Source organism: Maribacter algarum (ex Zhang et al. 2020), assembly GCF_005885635.1.
Lineage (GTDB): Bacteria > Bacteroidota > Bacteroidia > Flavobacteriales > Flavobacteriaceae > Maribacter_C > Maribacter_C algarum.
On the sequence record NZ_VATY01000002.1, the window covers coordinates 1,059,774 to 1,080,377 of the forward strand.

17 protein-coding genes are annotated in these 20,604 nt (G+C 37.4%); 12 read left to right on the top strand and 5 right to left on the bottom strand.

Going from position 1 to position 20,604, the window contains the following annotated elements; all coding sequences use genetic code 11:
- The first annotated feature begins 149 nt into the window (after nt 1–149).
- Nucleotides 150–2,243, top strand: a complete 2,094-nt coding sequence (locus FEE95_RS13625; protein WP_138658533.1) for a tetratricopeptide repeat-containing sensor histidine kinase — start codon at nt 150–152, stop codon at nt 2,241–2,243.
- Here FEE95_RS13625 and bshB1 read toward each other — a convergent pair.
- Genes bshB1 through FEE95_RS13640 form a run of 3 tightly spaced genes read right to left on the bottom strand, consistent with a single transcriptional unit; the run spans nt 2,240 to nt 5,623 of the window.
- Nucleotides 2,240–2,956, bottom strand: coding sequence for a bacillithiol biosynthesis deacetylase BshB1 (bshB1, locus tag FEE95_RS13630; protein ID WP_138658534.1), 717 nt, complete (start codon nt 2,954–2,956; stop codon nt 2,240–2,242). The two genes, FEE95_RS13625 and bshB1, sit on opposite strands and share 4 nt — an antisense overlap.
- Nucleotides 2,957–3,000: 44 nt before the next feature.
- Nucleotides 3,001–4,176 carry a trans-sulfuration enzyme family protein gene (locus FEE95_RS13635; RefSeq protein WP_138658535.1) on the bottom strand — a complete coding sequence of 392 codons (1,176 nt, stop codon included), beginning with the start codon at nt 4,174–4,176 and terminating at the stop codon, nt 3,001–3,003.
- A gap of 37 nt (nt 4,177–4,213) precedes the next feature.
- The gene (locus tag FEE95_RS13640; RefSeq protein ID WP_138658536.1) at nt 4,214–5,623 is read right to left on the bottom strand and encodes an MATE family efflux transporter; all 1,410 of its coding nucleotides are present in this window, start codon (nt 5,621–5,623) and stop codon (nt 4,214–4,216) included.
- 408 nt (nt 5,624–6,031) lie between these two features.
- On the opposite strand from FEE95_RS13640, the gene FEE95_RS13645 reads away from it, so the two are divergent.
- Complete coding sequence (locus FEE95_RS13645; RefSeq protein WP_238474575.1) at nt 6,032–6,826, top strand: phosphatase PAP2 family protein; 795 nt, start codon at nt 6,032–6,034, stop codon at nt 6,824–6,826.
- 46 nt (nt 6,827–6,872) lie between these two features.
- Entirely contained in the window at nt 6,873–7,445 is a 573-nt protein-coding gene (locus FEE95_RS13650) for a phosphatase PAP2 family protein (RefSeq protein ID WP_138658538.1), read from the top strand.
- A 15-nt stretch (nt 7,446–7,460) separates the two neighbouring features.
- On the opposite strand, the gene FEE95_RS13655 is transcribed toward FEE95_RS13650, so the two are convergent.
- Complete coding sequence (locus tag FEE95_RS13655; protein ID WP_138658539.1) at nt 7,461–10,646, bottom strand: cytochrome c biogenesis protein CcsA; 3,186 nt, start codon at nt 10,644–10,646, stop codon at nt 7,461–7,463.
- 216 nt (nt 10,647–10,862) lie between these two features.
- Between FEE95_RS13655 and FEE95_RS13660 the strand changes: the two genes are divergently transcribed.
- Complete coding sequence (locus FEE95_RS13660) at nt 10,863–11,240, top strand: hypothetical protein (protein ID WP_138658540.1); 378 nt, start codon at nt 10,863–10,865, stop codon at nt 11,238–11,240.
- A 9-nt stretch (nt 11,241–11,249) separates the two neighbouring features.
- Here the strand turns inward: FEE95_RS13660 and FEE95_RS13665 are convergent, their stop codons facing one another.
- A complete protein-coding gene (locus FEE95_RS13665) occupies nt 11,250–11,642 on the bottom strand; it encodes a group III truncated hemoglobin (RefSeq protein ID WP_138658541.1) in 393 nt (130 codons plus the stop codon).
- Nucleotides 11,643–12,012: 370 nt separating this feature from the next.
- Between FEE95_RS13665 and FEE95_RS13670 the strand changes: the two genes are divergently transcribed.
- From FEE95_RS13670 to FEE95_RS13705, 8 genes are all read left to right on the top strand, one after another.
- Entirely contained in the window at nt 12,013–12,597 is a 585-nt protein-coding gene (locus tag FEE95_RS13670; RefSeq protein WP_138658542.1) for a Crp/Fnr family transcriptional regulator, read from the top strand.
- A gap of 16 nt (nt 12,598–12,613) precedes the next feature.
- Entirely contained in the window at nt 12,614–13,381 is a 768-nt protein-coding gene (locus FEE95_RS13675) for a Rossmann-like and DUF2520 domain-containing protein (RefSeq protein WP_138658543.1), read from the top strand.
- Nucleotides 13,365–13,892 (top strand): KdsC family phosphatase, encoded by a 528-nt coding sequence (locus FEE95_RS13680; protein WP_138658544.1) that lies wholly within the window; start codon nt 13,365–13,367, stop codon nt 13,890–13,892. Before FEE95_RS13675 ends, FEE95_RS13680 begins: the two co-directional genes overlap by 17 nt.
- A 26-nt stretch (nt 13,893–13,918) precedes the next feature.
- Nucleotides 13,919–14,506 carry a Maf-like protein gene (locus tag FEE95_RS13685; RefSeq protein ID WP_138658545.1) on the top strand — a complete coding sequence of 196 codons (588 nt, stop codon included), beginning with the start codon at nt 13,919–13,921 and terminating at the stop codon, nt 14,504–14,506.
- A 36-nt stretch (nt 14,507–14,542) separates the two neighbouring features.
- Nucleotides 14,543–15,490 carry a septum formation inhibitor Maf gene (locus FEE95_RS13690; RefSeq protein ID WP_138658546.1) on the top strand — a complete coding sequence of 316 codons (948 nt, stop codon included), beginning with the start codon at nt 14,543–14,545 and terminating at the stop codon, nt 15,488–15,490.
- Nucleotides 15,491–15,493: 3 nt separating this feature from the next.
- A complete protein-coding gene (locus FEE95_RS13695) occupies nt 15,494–16,054 on the top strand; it encodes a mechanosensitive ion channel domain-containing protein (RefSeq protein ID WP_138658547.1) in 561 nt (186 codons plus the stop codon).
- A 78-nt stretch (nt 16,055–16,132) separates the two neighbouring features.
- Nucleotides 16,133–18,667 (top strand): PIG-L family deacetylase, encoded by a 2,535-nt coding sequence (locus FEE95_RS13700; RefSeq protein WP_138658610.1) that lies wholly within the window; start codon nt 16,133–16,135, stop codon nt 18,665–18,667.
- 105 nt (nt 18,668–18,772) lie between these two features.
- Entirely contained in the window at nt 18,773–20,476 is a 1,704-nt protein-coding gene (locus FEE95_RS13705) for a sodium:solute symporter family protein (protein WP_138658548.1), read from the top strand.
- Nucleotides 20,477–20,604: the final 128 nt, after the last annotated feature.

The window sequence follows — 20,604 nt, forward strand, 5'->3', positions numbered from 1 at the left end:
ACGTTTACTCCAAATATGTATGCGCCGAAAAAACTATGCAAAATACATGATATCACGGTCTTACATCTTATTTAAACCATTTCACAACATAAATTATTCGTCCTTAGTGCTATAGTTTACTTTTATGTTTCCGACTTAACCTAGTTTGAATGAATTTGACCAAAATCAACTCTTTGTCTTCGAACAACTCTGCGAAAATATTTTTTGTTTTCATATTGGGGGCTTTTTTGTGTTCAAATATTTCTAATGGTCAACAAAATGTCAGGGACAGTATAGTTGAGTTACTTCAAAAAAACAAATCAAATAAAGGGTTGACTGAAAAGGATTCTGTTCAAGTTGACCTTTTGAATAAACTTGGTCAAAATCTTCGGTTTTATAAAGCAGACAGTCTACTAAGAGTTGCTGAACAAGCTCTTAACCATAGCAAGACCATCAATTATACTAGGGGCCATATAGTAGCTTTAGGTAATATTGGAGATTATTATTCGGATAAAGGCAACCATGAAAAAGCTATTCAGAACTACAAAGCAGCTTTGGAAATCGCTAATGAAACAAAGAAAACCGATCTTATACTCGGGGCTCAGAATCAGTTAGCAAATCAGTTCACTTTCCACAGAGACTATGCTCAAGCACTTGAGGAATATTTAACCGGAATTGAAATAGCAACAGATGCGGATAACAAACACATGCTTGCCGTGCTTAACGAAAATATCGCGCTTCTATATGCAGATCAACGGGATTACGAACAGGCTCTCGTATATTTTAAAATTGTAAAAAAACTAAACGAGGAGATTGGCGATGAAGTTTTAACTGCCTTTACTACCAGTAATATGGCAGATACCTATGCAGATATGGGTAATCTTGAGTATGCCATGTACCACATAACTACCAGTATAGCAGTTTTCGAAAAACACGAATTAATGGACTGGCTTGCATTTGGATACGAGGTCAAGGGTAAAACCTATCTCAAACAAGGCAAATACAAATGGGCCATATTTTGGTATAATCAAAGCCAATCGCTACATACCAAAAGTGTTGAAGATGAAAGGAGCGAAATTAGCCTATTAAATGGAATAGCCGAAGCTAACATTGGATTAAAAAAAGATAGTATCTCTGAAAAATATGCTTTGTCAGCATTGGAAATTTCATCAAGACTCAATGAAAATAATGGAGTTCAGAAGAGCGCTGAAATTCTGTATAGGGTAAGTAAAAAAAGAGGGGATTATATTAATGCCTTGAGTTATCATGAACTCTTTCAAAGACTTTCAGACACTATTGCCAAGAATGGTAGTGAGAAAAATCTTTTAATGTTAAAAACCAAAATGAATCATGAGCAACAAAAGAAAAGCCTTATTGAAGCAAATGAGAAGGCCTTAGCAAAGCAAAAAAACTATGTTTATGCTTCTCTTGCTTTCTTATTGATTCTTGCAGTGATTACCTTGTTGGTCAGAAGAAATGAGAAGATTCAAAAAAATCTCAATAAAGAATTGCATACCAAGAAAGCGGATCTTGAAAAGAATGAAATAGAACTCAGGGCCATCAATGAAACAAAGGATAAGATGTTTTCAATTATTGGCCATGACTTACGAGGACCTATTGGCGCTTTTCAAGGTTTACTGCAACTCCTAAAGAATGGGGAAATCAATCAAACTGAATTTTTACAATTTGTTCCAAAACTTAGAACTGATATTGATAATATTTCTTTCACACTAAATAACTTACTTTCATGGGGGCAAACTCAAATGAATGGTACCATTACCCAACCCACGGTAGTTTCCTTAGAAAATTTGGTAAAGGATAATGTTAATCTATTGTCCGAAATAGCTGGGAACAAGTCTATTAAGATGATAAGTCAATTAGGGGAAAATACTTTGGCCTGGTCCGACGCCGACCAAATTGACATTGTCATTCGTAATTTAATGAGTAATGCTTTGAAGTTTACTCCTAAGAATGGAATGGTAACTATTGATGCTAAAGAAAAGAGCAATCATTGGGAAGTATCCGTACGGGATACTGGTGTTGGTATTGACGAAGAAACCAGAGATAGGATTTTCGCTAAAAATTCAAATGTAACTACCTACGGTACAGAAAATGAAAAAGGTACCGGACTCGGATTATCATTATGTAAAGAAATGGTGGAAAATAACAATGGTACTATTTGGGTTGAAAGTGTTTTGCGAAAAGGCACATGTTTTTACTTCACTGTCCCTAAGGCTAAAAAAACATTTCAACAAGCTAGCTAGATAAGGTCATCCAACCCTTTTACCGCAGGATATCGTTCTGTATTAAAACCTTCGGCATACTCCGTATTTATATATCTTCCCAAGTCTCTTGCTCGATACGTCACACTATCAATAAAGTTTTTACTGCTAATCGGTGTTTCAGGCTCATCGCTTTTTGGATCAAAAAACTGGGAACTATAGGCCAGGATTGATTCCACCTTTTTATCAATAAAACCGGTTACATCAACAACAAAATCTGGTTCCAAGTTTTTCCATTGAATATAATGGTATACTCTTTTTGGCCGCCATGCTTGTTGTAAAGCTCCATCTAATTTGGTTTCGAATTTTATCAATCCACTCAGAAAACAAGACTCACTAACTAATTTACTTCCCTTCGGATGATCTATATGTCGGTCGTCAATCGCATTGCAAAGCACAATCTCTGGACGATATTTTCGTATCATCTTAATAACCTCGGTTTGATGGACTTTATCGTTTACAAAAAATCCATCTGCAAAGGCAAGGTTCTCTCGGGCTGAAAGTCCTAAAATTTCTGCGGAATGCGCTGCTTCCCTGTCCCTAATTTCGGCCGAACCTCTAGTACCTAGTTCTCCTCTTGTTAAGTCTACAACTCCAACTTTTTTTCCCAGGGAAATTTCCTTAGCTATAGTTGCTCCTGCTCCTAATTCAACATCGTCTGGGTGAGCACCAAAAGCCAATATATCTAATTTCATATGTGTTTTTCTTTGGATGGTTTACTTGGATTTTTCTATTCAGACTAGTGAGTCGTAACTGACTCAGTCGACCTTACTTTATGCAGCGCTTGTTCAATATCGGCAATTAGGTCTTCAGGTTCTTCAATACCAACCGAAAAGCGAATCAATCCGTCTTTGATACCTTGTTCTGCTCTTGTTTCTGCGCTCATCAACGCATGGGAAGTCTCAGCAGGTGAGATAAGTGTACTTTCAACTCCCGCTAAACTCATTGAGGATTTTATTAATTGTAAGGATTTTCTAAACTTTTGGGCATCGAACACTTCTTTCAATTCAAAGGAAAGCATACCTCCAAAACCATTCATTTGAGATTTTGCTAATTCATGTTCAGGATGCGAAGGTAACCCAGGATAATATACAGATTCAATATCTTCGTTGTTATATAAGTATTCTGCCATTCGTTGTGCATTCGTATTTTGCGCCTTCACCCGTAGCCCCATTGTTTTTATACTGCGTTCTAAGAGCCAAACCGTATAATCGCTTAGACTTCCTCCAAAATTCTTTGCTAATTGAAATATACGTTCAATATGCTCCTGTTTAGCCGCTACTGCACCTGCACAGATATCGGAATGTCCACCCATATATTTTGTTGCACTGTGGATGACCACATCAATTCCGAAATCAATGGGGTTCTGATTTACGGGACTGGCAAAAGTATTATCAATCATCGAAACGATTCCGTTTGTCTTGGAAAGTTTCCCAATGGCTTCCAAATCTGTTATAGTCAATAAAGGATTCGATGGAGTTTCAATATAAATAACTTTGGTATTATCTTGAATCTTTGCTTCAAAATCCTCAGGTTTCCATCCTTCAGTAAAAGAATATGATATTCCATATTTATCAAATACCTCAGTTACCAAATTGTATGTACCTCCGTATAAGGTCTGTTGCAGAACGATATGATCTCCAGCACGAAGGAAAGCCATTAAAGCTGTACTTACAGCAGCCATTCCACTTCCAAATATCAATGCGGACTCCGCATGCTCTAAAGCTGCGATTTTTTTGGCAAGCCCCTCTTGATTTGGTGTGTTGAAATATCTTGGATATCGTTTCACATCAACATCTTCAAACGCATAGGAACTGCTCATATACAAAGGAGAAATGGCACCTTTGAACTTCTCATCAACTATCTCTCCCACATGAGTACAAATAGTATTTAGCCCTTTTTTCGTCTTGCCCATCGTTATCAATTTATTGTGATAAAGTTACTAAAATCGATTAGACTTGAACCTTTTTCCAATTTCCTTTTTTAAACCAAATTATGGATACAATGGCCAAGAGAACCTCGGCGGCTGTAATGGCAATAAAAACCCCCATGGCACCAAGTTCAAAAGTAATGGCTGCCAAATAGGCAAAAGGCAATTGAAACATCCAGAAGGCAACCAGGTTTATCTTAGTTGGAGTACCAGTATCCCCTGCTCCATTGAAAGCTTGAGTAACCACCATTCCGTAAGCATAGAAAATATATCCTATGGCGATAATTTGAAGACAAAGTCCTCCATTTTCAATTACTACGGGATTATCATTAAACCATCCTACAAGGTCATGCGAAAAAAAAAGGTAAATGATTGAAACAATTCCCATGAAATAGGCATTGTACTTTCCGGTCTTCCAAACGGAAGTTTCCGCTCGGTCTGGTTTTTTGGCGCCGAGGTTCTGTCCTACCAAGGTTGCGGCTGCATTACTCATTCCCCAAGAAGGCATTAGGGTAAAGAGCATAATTCTAATCGCAATCGTATACCCCGCAAGTACCTCGCTGCCAAATTCAGCCATCATTCGCATTAGAAAAACCCAGCTAGAAGTTCCAATTAGAAACTGGGCTATTCCCCCTAAAGAAACCTTGATTAAGTTCATCATTACTTTAATGCGAATAACGATATCTTTAAACTTAATTTGAATGGTACTCCATCCGAAGAACAAAATTGCCAACTGGAAAAGAACAGCACTACCCCTACCAATGTTTGTAGCAATAGCAGCTCCCATTACCCCGTACTCAGGGACAGGTCCCCATCCGAAGATAAAAATCGGGTCAAGAATAATGTTTAATCCATTAGACAAAACTAAGGTCCACATAGCCACAGAAGCATTTCCTGCCCCACGGAAAATCGCGTTGATCAAGAATAGCAAGAGAATGGTGATATTACCTCCAATCAAGAGTTGTGTGTAACCATAGCCTTCAGCGATAAGTTCGGGTTCAGCACCCATCAACGCTAGTATCTCTTTCGCGAATAAAAAGCCTAAAACCCCAACAATAATAGAAACCACAACGCCAAGCGCAATGGCTTGTACAGCGGCTTCCTTTGCTCCCTGAACATCTTTTTCGCCAATTCTACGGGCAACTACTGCGGTTGCCGCCATACTTAGACCAATGGCTACTGCATAAACTAAAGTAATAATGGATTCAGTTAGGCCGATTGTAGCAACAGCATTCACGCTTACTTGTGAGACATAGGCTATATCGACAATGGCGAATATAGATTCCATCATCATTTCTAAAATCATGGGAATGGAAAGCATGAATATCGCTTTGCGAATGCTTCCAGTAGTAAACTCGTTTTCCTTGCCCGTTATGGCTTGGATAAAATATTGGTATAACTTTTTAAGTGTAAGTGTATTGGATTGTGTCATTATGAAAAGAATTATGTGAGAAAAAGAGTAGGAATAGTGTCAAACCGTACGACAAAAGGACGGTTACTTTTGGGGCGAGAGCCCTATGACATCTATAAAAAACATAATTCTTATAACTTCATGATGGTGTAAAGATGCAGAAATTATTTTAAACATGAAGTTCTTAGACAATAATTTAACAATACTACTATCCCTTATATAAGGTTGGGGTACTAAATTCGAAGTAGGTTGAAAGTCAAAATCACTCCTTTAAATGTTTTATATCTTTAGCGCTCCACTTAACTAAGTATCGAACAACGAATGCAACCTTTTCTTCTTATGAGCAATCGGAATTTTGTTAAAACCAACAAATCGCTGTGTATTTTAATTTTGTTTTTAAGCATTTTTTTTAGTGTTCAAAGTCAAAGTTTGGCTCCTCTTTCCATCCAGGATACCGTAGGCATACCAGAAACAAACTGGAATAATTTCAAATATGATTTTGCGAGTATTTTTGGTGGTGTAGGGTATTCATATACAAGACCATTACACTGGAAAGGCAAACAATGGGGCACATTCGGTGCCATTGTAGGGGGAACAACCTTGTTATATCTTTTTGACAAGGAAACTTCCCAATTTGCCATTCGACAGAAAGAGGGCATTCCCCTGTTTGTTCGAGATTATGGGAATGAATTTGGCAGTCCACAGTATAATTATATGTTTACCGGAGGATTTTATGTCGTGGGGTTGTTAAGTAAAAATGAAAAATTGCGACGTACGGGTGTCTTATTGATATCCTCCGCTACCTCAGCAGGATTGTTACAGCAATTGGCCAAATCCGTTGTAGGGCGAGCACGCCCAGAAAGTGGAAAAACAAAGGACACCTTTGACCCTTTTACAGCGGACAAAAAATTTCATTCCTTTCCGTCAGGTCATGCAATACTAGCTTTTACAAACGCCTATGCCATTGCGAAGCAATTTAGAAACCCCTGGATCAAAGCAGGAATCTACACAGTAGGATTAGTACCAGGTATTTCAAGATTATGGGATGGAAAACATTGGCTTACAGATGTTGCTTTGGGCATAGCAATCAGTATTTTTACAGTTGAATCCATCGATAGATATCTCGATTATCGGTATAATGAAAAATACAATCAAAAAACTAAAAAAGTAAGCTGGAACCTGAATTTTGCTCCAAGTAGACTTGGAATAACCGCGAGGTTTTAATGATATAATCCTTATGGGAATTGCTTCCGATTTTATGAATTGAAATATGCTGGAGGAACTGTTTAGAATCGATGAAGAGCTTTTCTTACACCTCAATGGCATGGGGACGCCCTTATGGGATGGTTTTTGGTTATATATCTCTAGAACTCTAAGTCTAATTACGATACCCTTGCTCATAATGGTAATTTTCCTTTCCTACCGATTCTTTGGATGGAGGAAGACAGCACTTATTATTGGTTTGGCGATTTTATTACTTGGTTGTACCGAGCTATTGTCTATTCTTTTTAAAAATAATATCGCTAGGTTAAGACCATGCTACCATTACGAGATTAGTAAGGTAATGAGAGTTGTAAAGAGTTATTGTGGTGGCCAGTATGGATACTTCTCGGCTCATGCCGCGAATTCATGTGCATTTGCCTGCTTTTTCGGAATACTTCTCGGAAAAAAAACTAAATCTTTTGTTCTTTTTATAGGTTTATGGGCACTTTTAGTAAGCTATAGCAGAATCTATATCGGAGTGCATTTCCCTTTAGATGTAATCACAGGAATTTTCTTTGGTATCGGTTTCGGATACGTATTTGGCAATCTCCTTCCGAAGCTGGATAAGTACATCGAATAAGAAGATGGACAATTGCTATGCTTTGGAATAGTTGGCCTTGTAGCGCCAGAAGCTAATTCCGCCCAAGATCAAAATACCAAGTACAATATATTTCACATAATCAGGAGTTACAGCCGCAGCTCCGCTTTGACCATAACTGTGAAGACCTACTAAATAATAATTCACCCCGAAATAGGTCATCATAATACTTAGATATCCTAAAACACTCAAGAAGTTAAAGGTCCATCTGCCGCGTAAGCCTGGCACCAATCGTGTATGAATAACAAAGGCATACACCATAATGGATATTAAAGCCCATGTTTCCTTGGGGTCCCAACCCCAATATCGACCCCAGCTTTCATTGGCCCATTGCCCCCCCAAGAAATTACCAATGGTCAGCATAATTAGTCCAACGGTCATTGACAACTCGTTGATGATGGTCAATTCTTTCAAATTGAGCTCCATTCGTTTTTTGTTCTTTTTAGTTGTTAGAATCATTAAGAGCATGCTAACCACACCCAAAATCATTGCTACGGTTAATGGGCCATAACTACCCACGATTACAGAGGTGTGAATCATCAACCAATAGCTATCTAAAACTGGGACCAAATTACCTATGGCCGGATCCACCCAATTTTGATGTGCAAAGAAAAGCAACATAGATCCTACAAAAGAAGCCGCAGCAAGTGTCATTGTACTCTTTTTTGAGAACAACATTCCCATGCCTATGGTTGCCCATGACACAAAAAGAATACTTTCATATGCATCACTCCAAGGTGCATGACCTGAAATATACCAACGTAAAATCAAACCTGCTGTATGCCAAAGAAAAAGTATTATAATCGTTCCTTTTAATACGTAAGAAGCGGCCTTCCAGATTTCGCGTTCTTTAAAAATTTGGAAGATTAAAACAAAAAATAGTAATACACCAACAAGGGCATACAGTTGATAAAGCAAATTGAAAATTCCCAATTTGTTATAAATTACCTCCGTATTGATTTTATTTTCAGAAGGCAACACTTCACTACCATGGTTTTGTTGGTTCTTTTTAAATGCTTCCAAAAGCTTATCCGCTTGAGCGTATTCACCTGTATTAATTGCTTTTCTAAGAGACATCAGATAATACGGTACTGCATTTTTAATGAAATTACCATAAAGAGAATCGGAAACCTGGTACTGACCTCCACGATATTCCACTGCGGAAATCCATTTATTGTTCTCATCATCCAACAAAGGGAAAATTTTGATAATCTTGCCTCCTAATGCTTGATCTAAAAGACTCAAACGGATATTAGCATCTTTTAAATCCTGTTGGAACTTATTTGGGGCAAGTGCCGTAGTGGCATCGTCTAAAAATTGAGATAATTTGTATTCCCCTTTCTCATTAAAAAAATCAGTAGCTTTTATAAACTCTTGCCCTTTGGGAATCCCTAGTACATTGCGAATACTATCATTCTTTCCTTTTTTATCTACAGCAATAAATTCTGCATTATACCATGCGGGTGGATTGAGCATCATTGAGAGAAAAACTTGGTCGGAATTCATATTCCCGAACTTGTCATTTAAACTTAACTTTCGCAGTAATTCTGAGGAAAAGGTATTTATGGGCTTCATCCGACCGCCCTCATCTTGTATTATCAGCTTGCCGAAGGCTTCGGCATGTTCTTTTGAAACAATCGTAGTTTGTAATATAGAATCTATTTGCGACTGTGTTGGGAGTCCATTATTATGATCATGACCATCATCTGCAGTATGGTCTTGAGCAGTTGTTGAAACAAAGCAACCTAATAGCAGTACAATGGTTAGTGCTGCTTTTTTAGCTTTTAATTTGTTTAATGCTTGCGTTAAGTCTTTAAATCTGGTTTTTCCAAAGAACATAATTCCCATTAAACCAATATAGAGAAGGAAGTATCCCAAATAGGTAATCCATGTTCCCCATTGGTCATGATTGACAGAAAGCACGGTGCCTTTTTCATCAGGATGAAAACTGGATTGAAAAAATCGATATCCCTTATGGTCTAGAATATTATTCATAAAAATGTCATAGTCAAAAGGACGTTCATCTTCTAAAGTGACTTTACTCATAAAAGAAGCATAGCCCTTTTCAGTACCTGGGTATTTCTCCGCAATAAAATCATTGAGTTTAATACTAAAGGGCAATTCGTAAACCTTAGAACCATATGAAAGAGAGAAATCTAATCCCCCAACGGAGAACTTATCGGAAAAATTCGAGGTCCCCTTGCCACCCAAAAGTTTCTTTTGAACCGTTTCACCATTAGATGAAACTTCAACCACCAATGCCGAAAGACTTTGTTCAGTGATTTCTTCCTTTGGAATTTCGACTACACCATACGAACCTTTTACCAATGGTTCAGGAATCACAAACTGCATTCCGGCCATATTGTAAAGTGAACGAAGCTGAAACTCCTGTAAACTGTCTTTGGCGACCTGGCCTTGAAATTGGTCCGCCATTCTCATAAAGTTTCCTTCAAAAGGAGATTTTATTTGATAGGTAGAATCTGTCGTAAATAGATTTATTGCACCATCTGTCGGTTTGTTCAAAGCAAAAAGCACGTTGTGTACATTGTTTACTTTATTGTTCTCTAAATAATGCTCTTCGCGCTGACCACTACCCGCTTCTACTATCTTTAGAAATTCTTTTCCGTTTTCATCGACAATCAATCCTTCTTTAGCTCCCGCTATAAAATCAACATAGGATACTGTAAAGTTTTGTCCATTATAATCTGAATTCCATGGCAAATTAGATTTCAAGGCTTCAGGGGTAACGATTAAGTCGTCCTCCAGAACTTTTCTTTTGGGTTGCCCATCAATCTCCCCGTCAACAAAAGCTGTCAAAAAGGTTTTATCTGAATAAAAAACCTTCTCTGAGCTTCCTTCGCGTATGGGCATCATACCTTCAAAGCTGATATATCTTGTTACAAAGGCTCCAATAATGATGAGAATCCAGGAAAGGTGCAAAGTAAGTACAGGCCATTTTTCCCATCGGAACAATCGATAACGGAACATATTGCCGAGGAAGTTGATAACAAAAAAGACCATTATAGCCTCAAACCACCAGGCATTGTAAATCCAAATTCGAGCGGTTTCTGTGCTGTATTTACTTTCAACGAAAGTCCCGATTCCCATGGCGACACCAAAAACTATAAATAAGACAGCCATTAAACGGGTGGAAAAGAAAAATTTCTTAAGCAATTCTGTCATCAGAGGACGTATTGGTTTTCAGGATGCAAAAATACCAACTTTTTATGGTTTTTGTAGTTATACGGGAGCTTTAAAAGTTAAACAACTTTGTTAATCATTTGATAAAATATCAATAGGTCTTTAAGCGTTTAAAAAGTAAGTTTTAAGAATTCTAGAGACTATTAGTTAACCACTTAGCAATCAACACATCGTATTAACCCAAAAAATTCTTTTAAGATGAACAGAAAAACCTTTATCAAAAAAGCTGCAGGAACGGTTTTAGTGGCTGTTCCCGCCTATTCTTTAATTGGATGCTCTAACGATGATAGCACCGATGTAGCTCCTATCGAAGACCCAACTGCTACGGATTGTCTAGCTAACGGTGCAAACGCCACCGCCATTTCAAGCAATCACGGTCATACATTGACTGTATCAAAGGCTGATATAGATGCAGGTACGGAAAAATCGTACTCAATTCAAGGTTCTTCAGGCCATAACCATACTATCGTGGTTACGGCTGCAAATTTCACCACATTGAAAAGTTCGAAAACAATACAGATAGAATCATCGCGGGACAGTAGCCATAGACATGATGTTACCGTTTCTTGTGCTTAATTCTTTGTTTTAAGAATTTTCTGGGCGCGCTTTAAATAGATTTATATGAAAGAATGTACCCATACTGCGCGCCCTATTTTTGGCAGTAGCTGCCTTTTCACCTTTGAATAATTGGTCCACCGTTTCAAACCAGAGGTTTAACCATACTCCAAAGTGGTGTTCATCAATAGAATATCCTGCTCCCGCGTCAACAATTTGATGTTTGAGCAATGGGTTTCCCTTGAATTTTCGGATGAAAAATAAATTGGTCTCCCAGAAATCAGTTAATCGATCCAAGTGTTTGGGCCAATCATCAATATGGTTTTCAAAAATTGGTCCTAAAAGTTCATTTGACCTCACCTTAGTATAAAATGTTTCTACCAAATCAAAGACATCTTCTCTATCTGTAATTTCCTTTTTCATAGCTTATGGTTATGTAGATTAAGCGGTTATGAGCAACAAAATATTTACCAAAATGCTTAGTATTAAAAATCTAAAAACAATACTTGATCTTAATTGTGCTAAAACTGAAGCATTATACATCATAGTCACTGCAATACACAATGCCAATTGTGGCAATAAATAAGGGCTTTTACCCATTAAAATGTATAATGCAGCTATAGAGCCCAAACAACTCTGCAAAACAATTGATAAAGGTATCATTAGCATATATGAGGATTGAAAACTGCTTAATAGGTTGTTGTAAACATTCATAGCTTTGTACTTTTAGAATTTAAAGACAAAGCTATTGTACAAGGCTACTTTGAATTTATGATTTGAATCATACCCGTTTATGATATTAGAAGATTTGTTATTAGAATATGGAGCTCAGCGAATAGTTCTCAATAAGAGTGAAGTTCTTTTTAATGAAGATGGACGTGCTGACTTCTATTATCAAATAAGTTCTGGAGAAGTGAAAATGTATAATATCACGGAGGAGGGGAAAGAATTTGTTCAAGGTATTTTTGGTGATGGGAAAAGCTTCGGTGAGCCTCCATTATTGGGAGGTTTTAATTATCCCGCAGGAGCTATTGCCACTAAGCTAACTACACTCTTAAGAATTACAAAAGAACAGTTTATTGCTCTTCTAAGAGAGAACCCCGATATTCATTTAGCTTTTACAGGCCTACTCTGCAATAGACTTGCCTATAAAGCTATTATTGGGAAGGAAGTATCCATACACCCACCGAAACATCGTATTTTGACTATTCTCAACTATTTGAAGGGTAAAAGTGGCGCTAAAGAATTTGCAGTCGATTTAACCAGACAGCAGATTGCGGAACTCACGGGTTTAAGAGTTGAGACGGTTATTCGAAGTATAAAAAAGTTAGAGGCTCAAAAAATACTTCGCCTAGAAAACCACAAGATTATCATCTAATTCCTAATTTCGTAGTATGATTAAAGTCACTCTTGTTGGCACGGGCACTGTTTCTCAACATCTGCAACAGGTATTTTCAAAAACAGAAAACGTTGGAGTGATTAAGGTGATATCAAGTCGTGGAGATTCTTTGTCAAAAGCACTAAAAATGTCATCTAAGCATGACAAAGGTGAGCCTGAACTAGAACAACCTGATATTTATATCGTTGCTGTAACTGATGATGCCATAGAAACTGTATCAAAAAAGCTCGTGAATTCAAAAAAAATTATTGTTCATACTTCGGGAAGTGTCTCAATAGACGCACTGCCAAAAGGGGTTAGAAAAGGTGTTTTTTATCCATTGCAATCCTTTTCCCCAGGAAGAAAAGTAGATTTCAAAACAATTCCCATATGCATTGAGGCAGAAAAAAAAGAGAATTTGGAGTTGCTACAAAAATTAGGCGAGTCTATTTCAGAATCTGTTTATGAAGTTTCTTCCGAACAACGAAAATCACTTCATTTAGCAGCTGTTTTCGTTAATAACTTCACCAACCATATCTACCAAATAGGAAAGGAAATTTGCAAAGAAAATGCAGTTCCTTTCGATATTCTTAAACCGCTTATTGCCGAAACAGCTCAAAAATTGGATGCCCTCTCCCCCCTTGAAGCACAGACAGGTCCGGCAAAACGTAAGGATATGATGACTATTGAAAAACATTTGGAGCAATTAAATAACAAGACACATAAAGAGGTCTACCAGATACTAACCAAATCAATCAAAGAAACGTATGGAGAAAAGCTATAAAGAAGACTTAAAGAACATCACCACTTTTGTTTTTGATGTAGACGGAGTTTTCACGGATGGAACACTACTAATTACCTCCGAAGGTGAGATGCTACGCAAAATGAGCGTCAAAGATGGTTACGCCCTTAAAACAGCATTGCAAAAAGGATATAATATCTGTATCATCACAGGCGGCACTAACGAGGGAGTACGATTACGATTAGCTGGATTGGGAGTTACCGATATTTACTTAGGCGCGCATCATAAAGAAAAACCTCTAAATGAATATTTATCTAAACGGGGAATAGCCCCAGCAAACGTACTTTATATGGGAGATGATATGCCTGACATTCCACCGATGAAAATAGTTGGTCTACCTACTTGCCCGCAAGATGCGATTCCAGAAGTAAAGGAAGTGGCCAAGTATGTATCGCACAGAAATGGCGGAGACGCTTGTGTTCGGGATGTTATTGAGCAGGTGCTGAAGGTCCGAGGTGATTGGCATAGCAACTACAGTGCTTCAAATGATTAAAAATAGACGGCAGACAAAGAATAAAAATGCTTCAAAACATATTATCCGATTATAAAATCATCCTGGCTTCTAATTCACCGAGAAGACAGCAGTTTTTCAAGGAATTACACTTAGATTTTAAGGTGCGGTTGAAAACCGTTGAAGAAATATATCCTCCAGAATTACAAGGGAGTGAAATCTCCAATTATTTAGCAAGGCTAAAAGCATCTGCTTTTAAAGGCAGTCTACAATCTAATGAAATACTGGTCACCTCTGATACGGTAGTTTGGCACAATGAGGCATCTTTAGCAAAACCATCTGATGAAAATGAGGCTTTTCAAATGCTACGAACCTTATCCGGTAATTGGCATGAAGTGATTACTTCGGTTTCTTTTACCACATCCAAAGAGCAGAAAACAGTACATCATATCACTAAAGTAAGGCTTGCAGAACTAACAGATGATGAAATTTGGTTTTATATCAATACTTTCAAACCTTTTGATAAAGCAGGGGCATATGGCATTCAAGAATGGATTGGCCACATTGCTATTGAAGAAATACAAGGCTCATATACCAATGTAGTTGGACTACCAACGCATTTGGTCTACAAAACCTTAATAGAGATGGTGAGCTAGTTGGTTTTGAGTAACTTTATAAAAAGAAAAAGCATTATGAAAACATTAATTAAATCAGGACTCAGTCTTTTTGTCGCTATTGCTTTGGTCACGTTTACACAATCATGCAAAGAACAGAACGTTGAGCAGAAAAATGATTTGGCAATGAATACAGAGGTTGAGACAGAAGTCGTGAAAAGACCTCTATCAGATGAGTTCAAGCAATATTGGTACGCTGGAGAAGCAGAAATTACATCGTATAAACTTGAACAAGCCCGGTATGGGGAAATTCGTGAAGGAAATTCCGTATTGATATATGTGACGGAACCTTTCCACAACCAAAAACAGGTCAAAGCAGATGATAATAACTCCGATAATATTCCAGTTTTAAAGCTAAATAGCACGAAGAACTACCTAACAGGCATCTATCCCTACTCAATTATGAGTAGTAGTTTTTATCCGGTTCATGACCATAGTCATGCGATAAAGGTTTCCTTTTCCTCACAGGAATGGTGCGGGCAAGTTTACGCACAGTTAAATAACAGAGCTGATTTCGAAATTATATCACATTCATATTTTGAATCTGAAAGTGATAGTAAGTATAATATAGATAAAACCGTACTCGAAAATGAGCTTTGGAACAAGATTCGAATCAATCCTGAAGGTTTACCGAAAGGCAATCTTAAAATTATTCCTTCATTGGAGTATATTAGATTGACTCATAAAGAGTTAAAGCCTTATGACGCAATTGTTAGTTCAATCAAAAAAGATGGAATAACTTCATACATAATTGAGTACAAAGAATTAAATCGCACTCTTGCAATCAACTTCACATCTTCCTTTCCTTACAGCATTGAAAGTTGGTCGGATAGTTATAAAGATGGGTATGGCCCTAAGGCAAAAATGCTTACTTCAACTGGCACAAAGTTAAAGACCATTAAGAGTCCCTATTGGCGAAAAAACAGCAACAAATTTCTACCTTTACGCGATAGTTTAGGGCTTTAATTTATGGAAGATTTTTTTATTGAGAATCAAAAGCAGCTAATTTGGACTTTCTCCATCATCCTTGTTCTTTTGGTATTCCGTTTTATTGGAAGTAAGACGGTTCGACGTATTGGCCGTCTAAGCGGTATCGCAGAAGCCCGAACCCTACTAATTACGAAATATGTATATGCCATTCTCAACTTTTTAGGCATTGGTGCATTAATCTTTATCTGGGGTGTTAATTTTCAAGATTTAGGCCTATTGTTTTCTTCTGTTTTTGCGGTAATTGGTGTTGCCCTTTTTGCACAATGGTCAATTTTAAGTAACGTTACTTCAGGAGTCATACTGTTCTTTTCATTTCCATTTAAAATAGGTGACCACATACGAATTTTGGATAAAGAAATTCTTGATGAGCAAAACGAGAATGAAAATATCTTTATCATTGAAGATATCAAAGCTTTCCATGTGCATTTGAGAAGACATAGTGGAGAATTAATTACATATCCAAATAACATGATGCTTCAAAAAGCTATTGTCCTTATTGAAACCCCTATTAAAGCTGACGATGGCCCAGATTCCGTCTGATTTGTTAAAGAAGTTCTAAAATAACATTTCATCGCTCTTTATCTGTTTATCTTTGAGAGCCAACTTACAATCATAATGATGCGTCAATACCTAGTAGTAGTTGTTTCCCTCCTATTTTCTTTACAAATCGTTTTTGCTCAAGCACCCAAAAAAGGGACTTCAGCTGAAATATATCATTCCATTCAAAAACTCAATTTCTTAGGAAAAGCCCTTTATGTGGCTGCACATCCTGATGATGAGAATACGCGGTTAATATCTTATTTATCGAACAATGTAAAGGCAAAAACTGCCTATTTATCACTAACACGCGGCGATGGAGGACAAAACTTAATTGGTCCTGAATTAAGGGAATTACTTGGTGTTTTGCGTACACAAGAGCTTTTGGCGGCAAGAAGAGTTGATGGGGGACAGCAATTTTTTAGTCGAGCGAATGACTTTGGATATTCAAAGCATCCAAACGAAACCCTAAAAATCTGGAATAAGGAAGAAGTTCTAGGTGATGTGGTTCAGATTATCCGAACATTCAAACCCGATGTTATTATCAATCGTTTCGATCACCGATCACCTGGTTCAACACATGGTCATCATACTTCATCTGCTATGCTAAGTTTTGAGGCTTTTGATTTAGTTAACAACCCACAAGCATATCCTGAACAACTTTCCACAATTGAAGTCTGGCAACCGAAACGACTATTTTTCAATACCTCTTGGTGGTTTTACGGGAGTAGGGAAAAGTTTGAAAAAGCGGATAAATCCAAATTAATGAATATGGACGTAGGCGTCTTCTACCCTACTTTAGGTGTATCCAATAACGAAATAGCTTCTTGGGCAAGCAGCCAACATTTATGTCAAGGTTTTGGAAGAATTACATCTAGAGGAAGTGAAAATGAATATATCGAATTTTTAAAAGGTGATTTTCCAAAGGATAAATCAAACATCTTTGATGGCATCAATACCACTTGGTCGCGAGTTGCGGGTGGAGCGGCCATCGGGACTATTCTTACTGAGGTAGAAACGGACTTTGATTTTACAAACCCCTCGAAACACCTTCCTCAACTATTGGAAGCACATAAACTTATAAGTTCGTTAAGCGATGTGCATTGGAAAACCATCAAACTTGGAGAGATAGAGGCTATTATTCAATCCGTCACTGGGCTTTATCTAGAGGCCTCTGCGGATGCGGCAATAGCCAATCCTGGTAATGCTGTCAAAATAAATGTTGATGTCTTAAATCGCAGTAACGCTAATATTACTTTAAAATTAATAGGAATTTCTGGGCTTGATGAAGGTCTTGAACCGCTTATTATTTTAGAAAACAACAAAAAACACAACTTTGAGTTCAATCTCGAGATTCCTGAAGCCACTAATTTCACAAGTCCGTATTGGCTTAATGAAAAAGGTAGCTTGGGTATGTATAAAGTGGAAAACAAAAGTTTAATTGGCAAACCCGAAACTCCAAGAGCTTTCCACGCGAATTTTGTCTTAGACTTTGACGGCTATGAAATTACATTTCAAAAACCTGTAGTATACAAATACGCGCGAAACGATAAAGGGGAATTGTACCGTCCGTTTGAAGTACTTCCTGAAGCCACTGCACGTTTCGATGACAAGGTCGTGATTTTTGCAGATGGAAAACCCAAGCAAATAGCAATTACCGTAAAGGCACATAAGAACAATGTAAATGGAGATGTGCAATTTTGCTATTCCAAAGGATGGACCGTTGACCAAGAAATTAAACCCTTTGAAATTGCCAAGAAAGGTGATGAACAAATTATACAATTTACACTTACTCCCCCAGCTAATGAAGATGAGAGTTATATTTCTCCAATTATAAAAATAGATGGGAATCAAATCACTAAAGAGTTAGTAACAATAGCCTACGACCACGTGCCAACGCAATCGGTTTTGCTTCCCGCAGAAGCGAAAGTAGTTCGTTTAGACATTCAACGTTTAGGCGAAAACATCGGTTATATTATGGGTGCTGGCGACGATGTGCCAACTAGCTTGAAGCAAATTGGGTATAATGTCGTTACCGTTGACCCCAACTCTATACAAGCCGGCAGTCTAGATAAATTTGATGCGATAGTCGTTGGAATTCGTGGGTATAATGTGGTTAAAGAATTGCAGTTCAAACAACGTTTTATATTAGATTATGTGAAGGATGGTGGAAACCTTATCGTGCAATATAACACTTCGGGCAGATGGGACAAGCAGTTTAATAATATCGCGCCATTTGATTTAAAATTATCAAGAGACAGGGTAACTGATGAGAATTCTGAAGTAAAAATCCTGGCTAAAGACCATGCCCTAGTCAATTTCCCCAACGTAATAGAGGAGAAAGATTTTGAGGGATGGGTGCAAGAAAGAGGCCTTTATTTTCCAAACGAATGGAGCAATGATTTTACACCTATCCTATCAATGAAAGATAACGGCGAATCTGCTAAAAAGGGAAGCCTTTTAGTTGCTCCCTACGGAAAAGGAAATTACATCTATACTGGACTAAGCTTTTTTAGAGAGTTGCCCTCAGGAGTTTCAGGAGCCTATAAACTCTTTGCAAATATGTTGTCTATCGGAAAGGAAAAGGTAGAGAAAAAACCAGCAGTTAAAGGATAAATATGCACGATAAATTCATTTGGAAAAAAGAATACACACTGGTGCTCATCTTGAATGTGCTCTACATTTTAATCTTCTCCTATCTAATGACTTCTTTTACTTGATATGGAGACAGTAGACTGGATTGTACTTGCCGGAACCCTTTTATTCATTGTAATTTACGGTGTTTGGAAAACCAAAGGAAGCAATAGTGTTGAAGACTACGTGGGTGGTGGAAGAGATTCCAAATGGTGGACAATTGGGTTATCGGTAATGGCAACTCAAGCCAGTGCAATTACCTTTCTATCAACACCTGGACAAGCTTTCCATGATGGTATGGGTTTCGTGCAGTTTTATTTTGGATTGCCCCTGGCGATGATTATTATCTGTTTGGTATTTGTACCCATATATCATAAGCTTAAAGTATACACGGCATATGAGTTTTTGGAAGATAGATTTGACTTAAAAACGCGTTCTCTTGCGGCCATTTTATTTTTAATTCAAAGAGGGTTAGCCGCTGGCATTACCATTTTTGCTCCTTCTATAATATTGTCCGCAATACTTGGATGGGATTTGCGCACTTTAAACGTTATTATTGGATTGCTTGTTATTATTTACACGGTTTCAGGAGGAACAAAAGCTGTAAGCGTAACCCAAAAACAACAGATGTTAATCATAATGACGGGTATGTTTATCGCTTTTTTCTTTATTCTGGGATACTTACCTGAAGACATTACTTTCAGCAAGGCATTAAAAATTGCCGGAGCAAGTGATAAACTAGATATTCTAGATTTTAGTTTTGACACCAAAAGCAGGTACACTTTTTGGAGTGGAATAACAGGTGGTCTTTTCTTAGCGCTGGCCTACTTTGGCACTGATCAAAGTCAGGTGCAACGTTATTTATCCGGTAAATCTATTCGAGAAAGCCAATTGGGACTAATTTTTAATGGAATATTAAAAATTCCAATGCAGTTCTTTATCCTTCTTGTTGGGGTTATGGTATTTGTCTTCTACCAATACAACGCAGCTCCATTAAATTTTAATCCCGCAGCAACCAAAACAGTTATGGAGTCAGATTTGGCGAAGGACTACGCACTTCTACAAGAAGAACAACTAGCTTTGGAAGTTGAAAAAAAGATGGCGCAAAATCAATTTTCCGCTGCCCTAGAATTGAAAGAGTATAACGCCATAGATGAAGCCAAACAGCATATTATTGAAATTAATAAAAGAGACAGTGTAAACCGAGTCGCTGCAAAGAGTTTAATAAAACAAGCAGATGAAGGTGCTGAAACAAATGATAAGGACTACGTATTCATTCATTTCATACTTAACAATTTACCAAAGGGACTCATAGGTCTACTTTTAGCAGTTATTCTATCTGCCGCGATGTCTTCAACTGCATCTGAACTAAATGCTTTAGGCACAATTACAGCATTAGATTTATACAAAAGAAATAAAAAGGGAACAGCTTCTGACAAACACTATGTTAATGCCTCCAAATTCTTTACTCTTATCTGGGGGATTATAGCAATTTTAATTGCAAATGTCGCTAACCTTTTTGACAACTTAATTCAACTTGTAAACATTATTGGTTCACTTTTTTATGGAAATGTTCTTGGCATTTTCCTTTTGGCCTTTTTCGTGAAATTTGTAAAAGGAAATGCCGTTTTTATTGCCGCAATTATTACACAGGCGATAGTTATTATAGGGTTTTATCAAGATTGGATGTCTTACCTATGGCTAAATGCTTTCGGCTGTGCAATTGTAATGACAATCGCGATAATTCTTGAAAGTTTTGATAGACAAGTGAAAGGTGGTACAATTCAATAATAATTCTCAATAGCAACGATTTCAATAAAAATACCTGACATATCCACCAATATATCCAGCACATAAATAACAATTAACTGTAATGTTTTAACAAACATTTAAGAATTTTCTATATTTACATCTATGTC

What these genes read in the sequence shown, in the direction of transcription:
- FEE95_RS13625 (WP_138658533.1), top strand. Translation starts at nt 150, where the DNA reads ATGAATTTGACCAAAATCAACTCTTTGTCTTCGAACAACTCTGCGAAA.
- bshB1 (WP_138658534.1), bottom strand. Translation starts at nt 2,956, where the DNA reads ATGAAATTAGATATATTGGCTTTTGGTGCTCACCCAGACGATGTTGAA.
- FEE95_RS13635 (WP_138658535.1), bottom strand. Translation starts at nt 4,176, where the DNA reads ATGGGCAAGACGAAAAAAGGGCTAAATACTATTTGTACTCATGTGGGA.
- FEE95_RS13640 (WP_138658536.1), bottom strand. Translation starts at nt 5,623, where the DNA reads ATGACACAATCCAATACACTTACACTTAAAAAGTTATACCAATATTTT.
- FEE95_RS13650 (WP_138658538.1), top strand. Translation starts at nt 6,873, where the DNA reads ATGCTGGAGGAACTGTTTAGAATCGATGAAGAGCTTTTCTTACACCTC.
- FEE95_RS13655 (WP_138658539.1), bottom strand. Translation starts at nt 10,646, where the DNA reads ATGACAGAATTGCTTAAGAAATTTTTCTTTTCCACCCGTTTAATGGCT.
- FEE95_RS13660 (WP_138658540.1), top strand. Translation starts at nt 10,863, where the DNA reads ATGAACAGAAAAACCTTTATCAAAAAAGCTGCAGGAACGGTTTTAGTG.
- FEE95_RS13665 (WP_138658541.1), bottom strand. Translation starts at nt 11,642, where the DNA reads ATGAAAAAGGAAATTACAGATAGAGAAGATGTCTTTGATTTGGTAGAA.
- FEE95_RS13670 (WP_138658542.1), top strand. Translation starts at nt 12,013, where the DNA reads ATGATATTAGAAGATTTGTTATTAGAATATGGAGCTCAGCGAATAGTT.
- FEE95_RS13675 (WP_138658543.1), top strand. Translation starts at nt 12,614, where the DNA reads ATGATTAAAGTCACTCTTGTTGGCACGGGCACTGTTTCTCAACATCTG.
- FEE95_RS13680 (WP_138658544.1), top strand. Translation starts at nt 13,365, where the DNA reads ATGGAGAAAAGCTATAAAGAAGACTTAAAGAACATCACCACTTTTGTT.
- FEE95_RS13685 (WP_138658545.1), top strand. Translation starts at nt 13,919, where the DNA reads ATGCTTCAAAACATATTATCCGATTATAAAATCATCCTGGCTTCTAAT.
- FEE95_RS13690 (WP_138658546.1), top strand. Translation starts at nt 14,543, where the DNA reads ATGAAAACATTAATTAAATCAGGACTCAGTCTTTTTGTCGCTATTGCT.
- FEE95_RS13695 (WP_138658547.1), top strand. Translation starts at nt 15,494, where the DNA reads ATGGAAGATTTTTTTATTGAGAATCAAAAGCAGCTAATTTGGACTTTC.
- FEE95_RS13700 (WP_138658610.1), top strand. Translation starts at nt 16,133, where the DNA reads ATGCGTCAATACCTAGTAGTAGTTGTTTCCCTCCTATTTTCTTTACAA.
- FEE95_RS13705 (WP_138658548.1), top strand. Translation starts at nt 18,773, where the DNA reads ATGGAGACAGTAGACTGGATTGTACTTGCCGGAACCCTTTTATTCATT.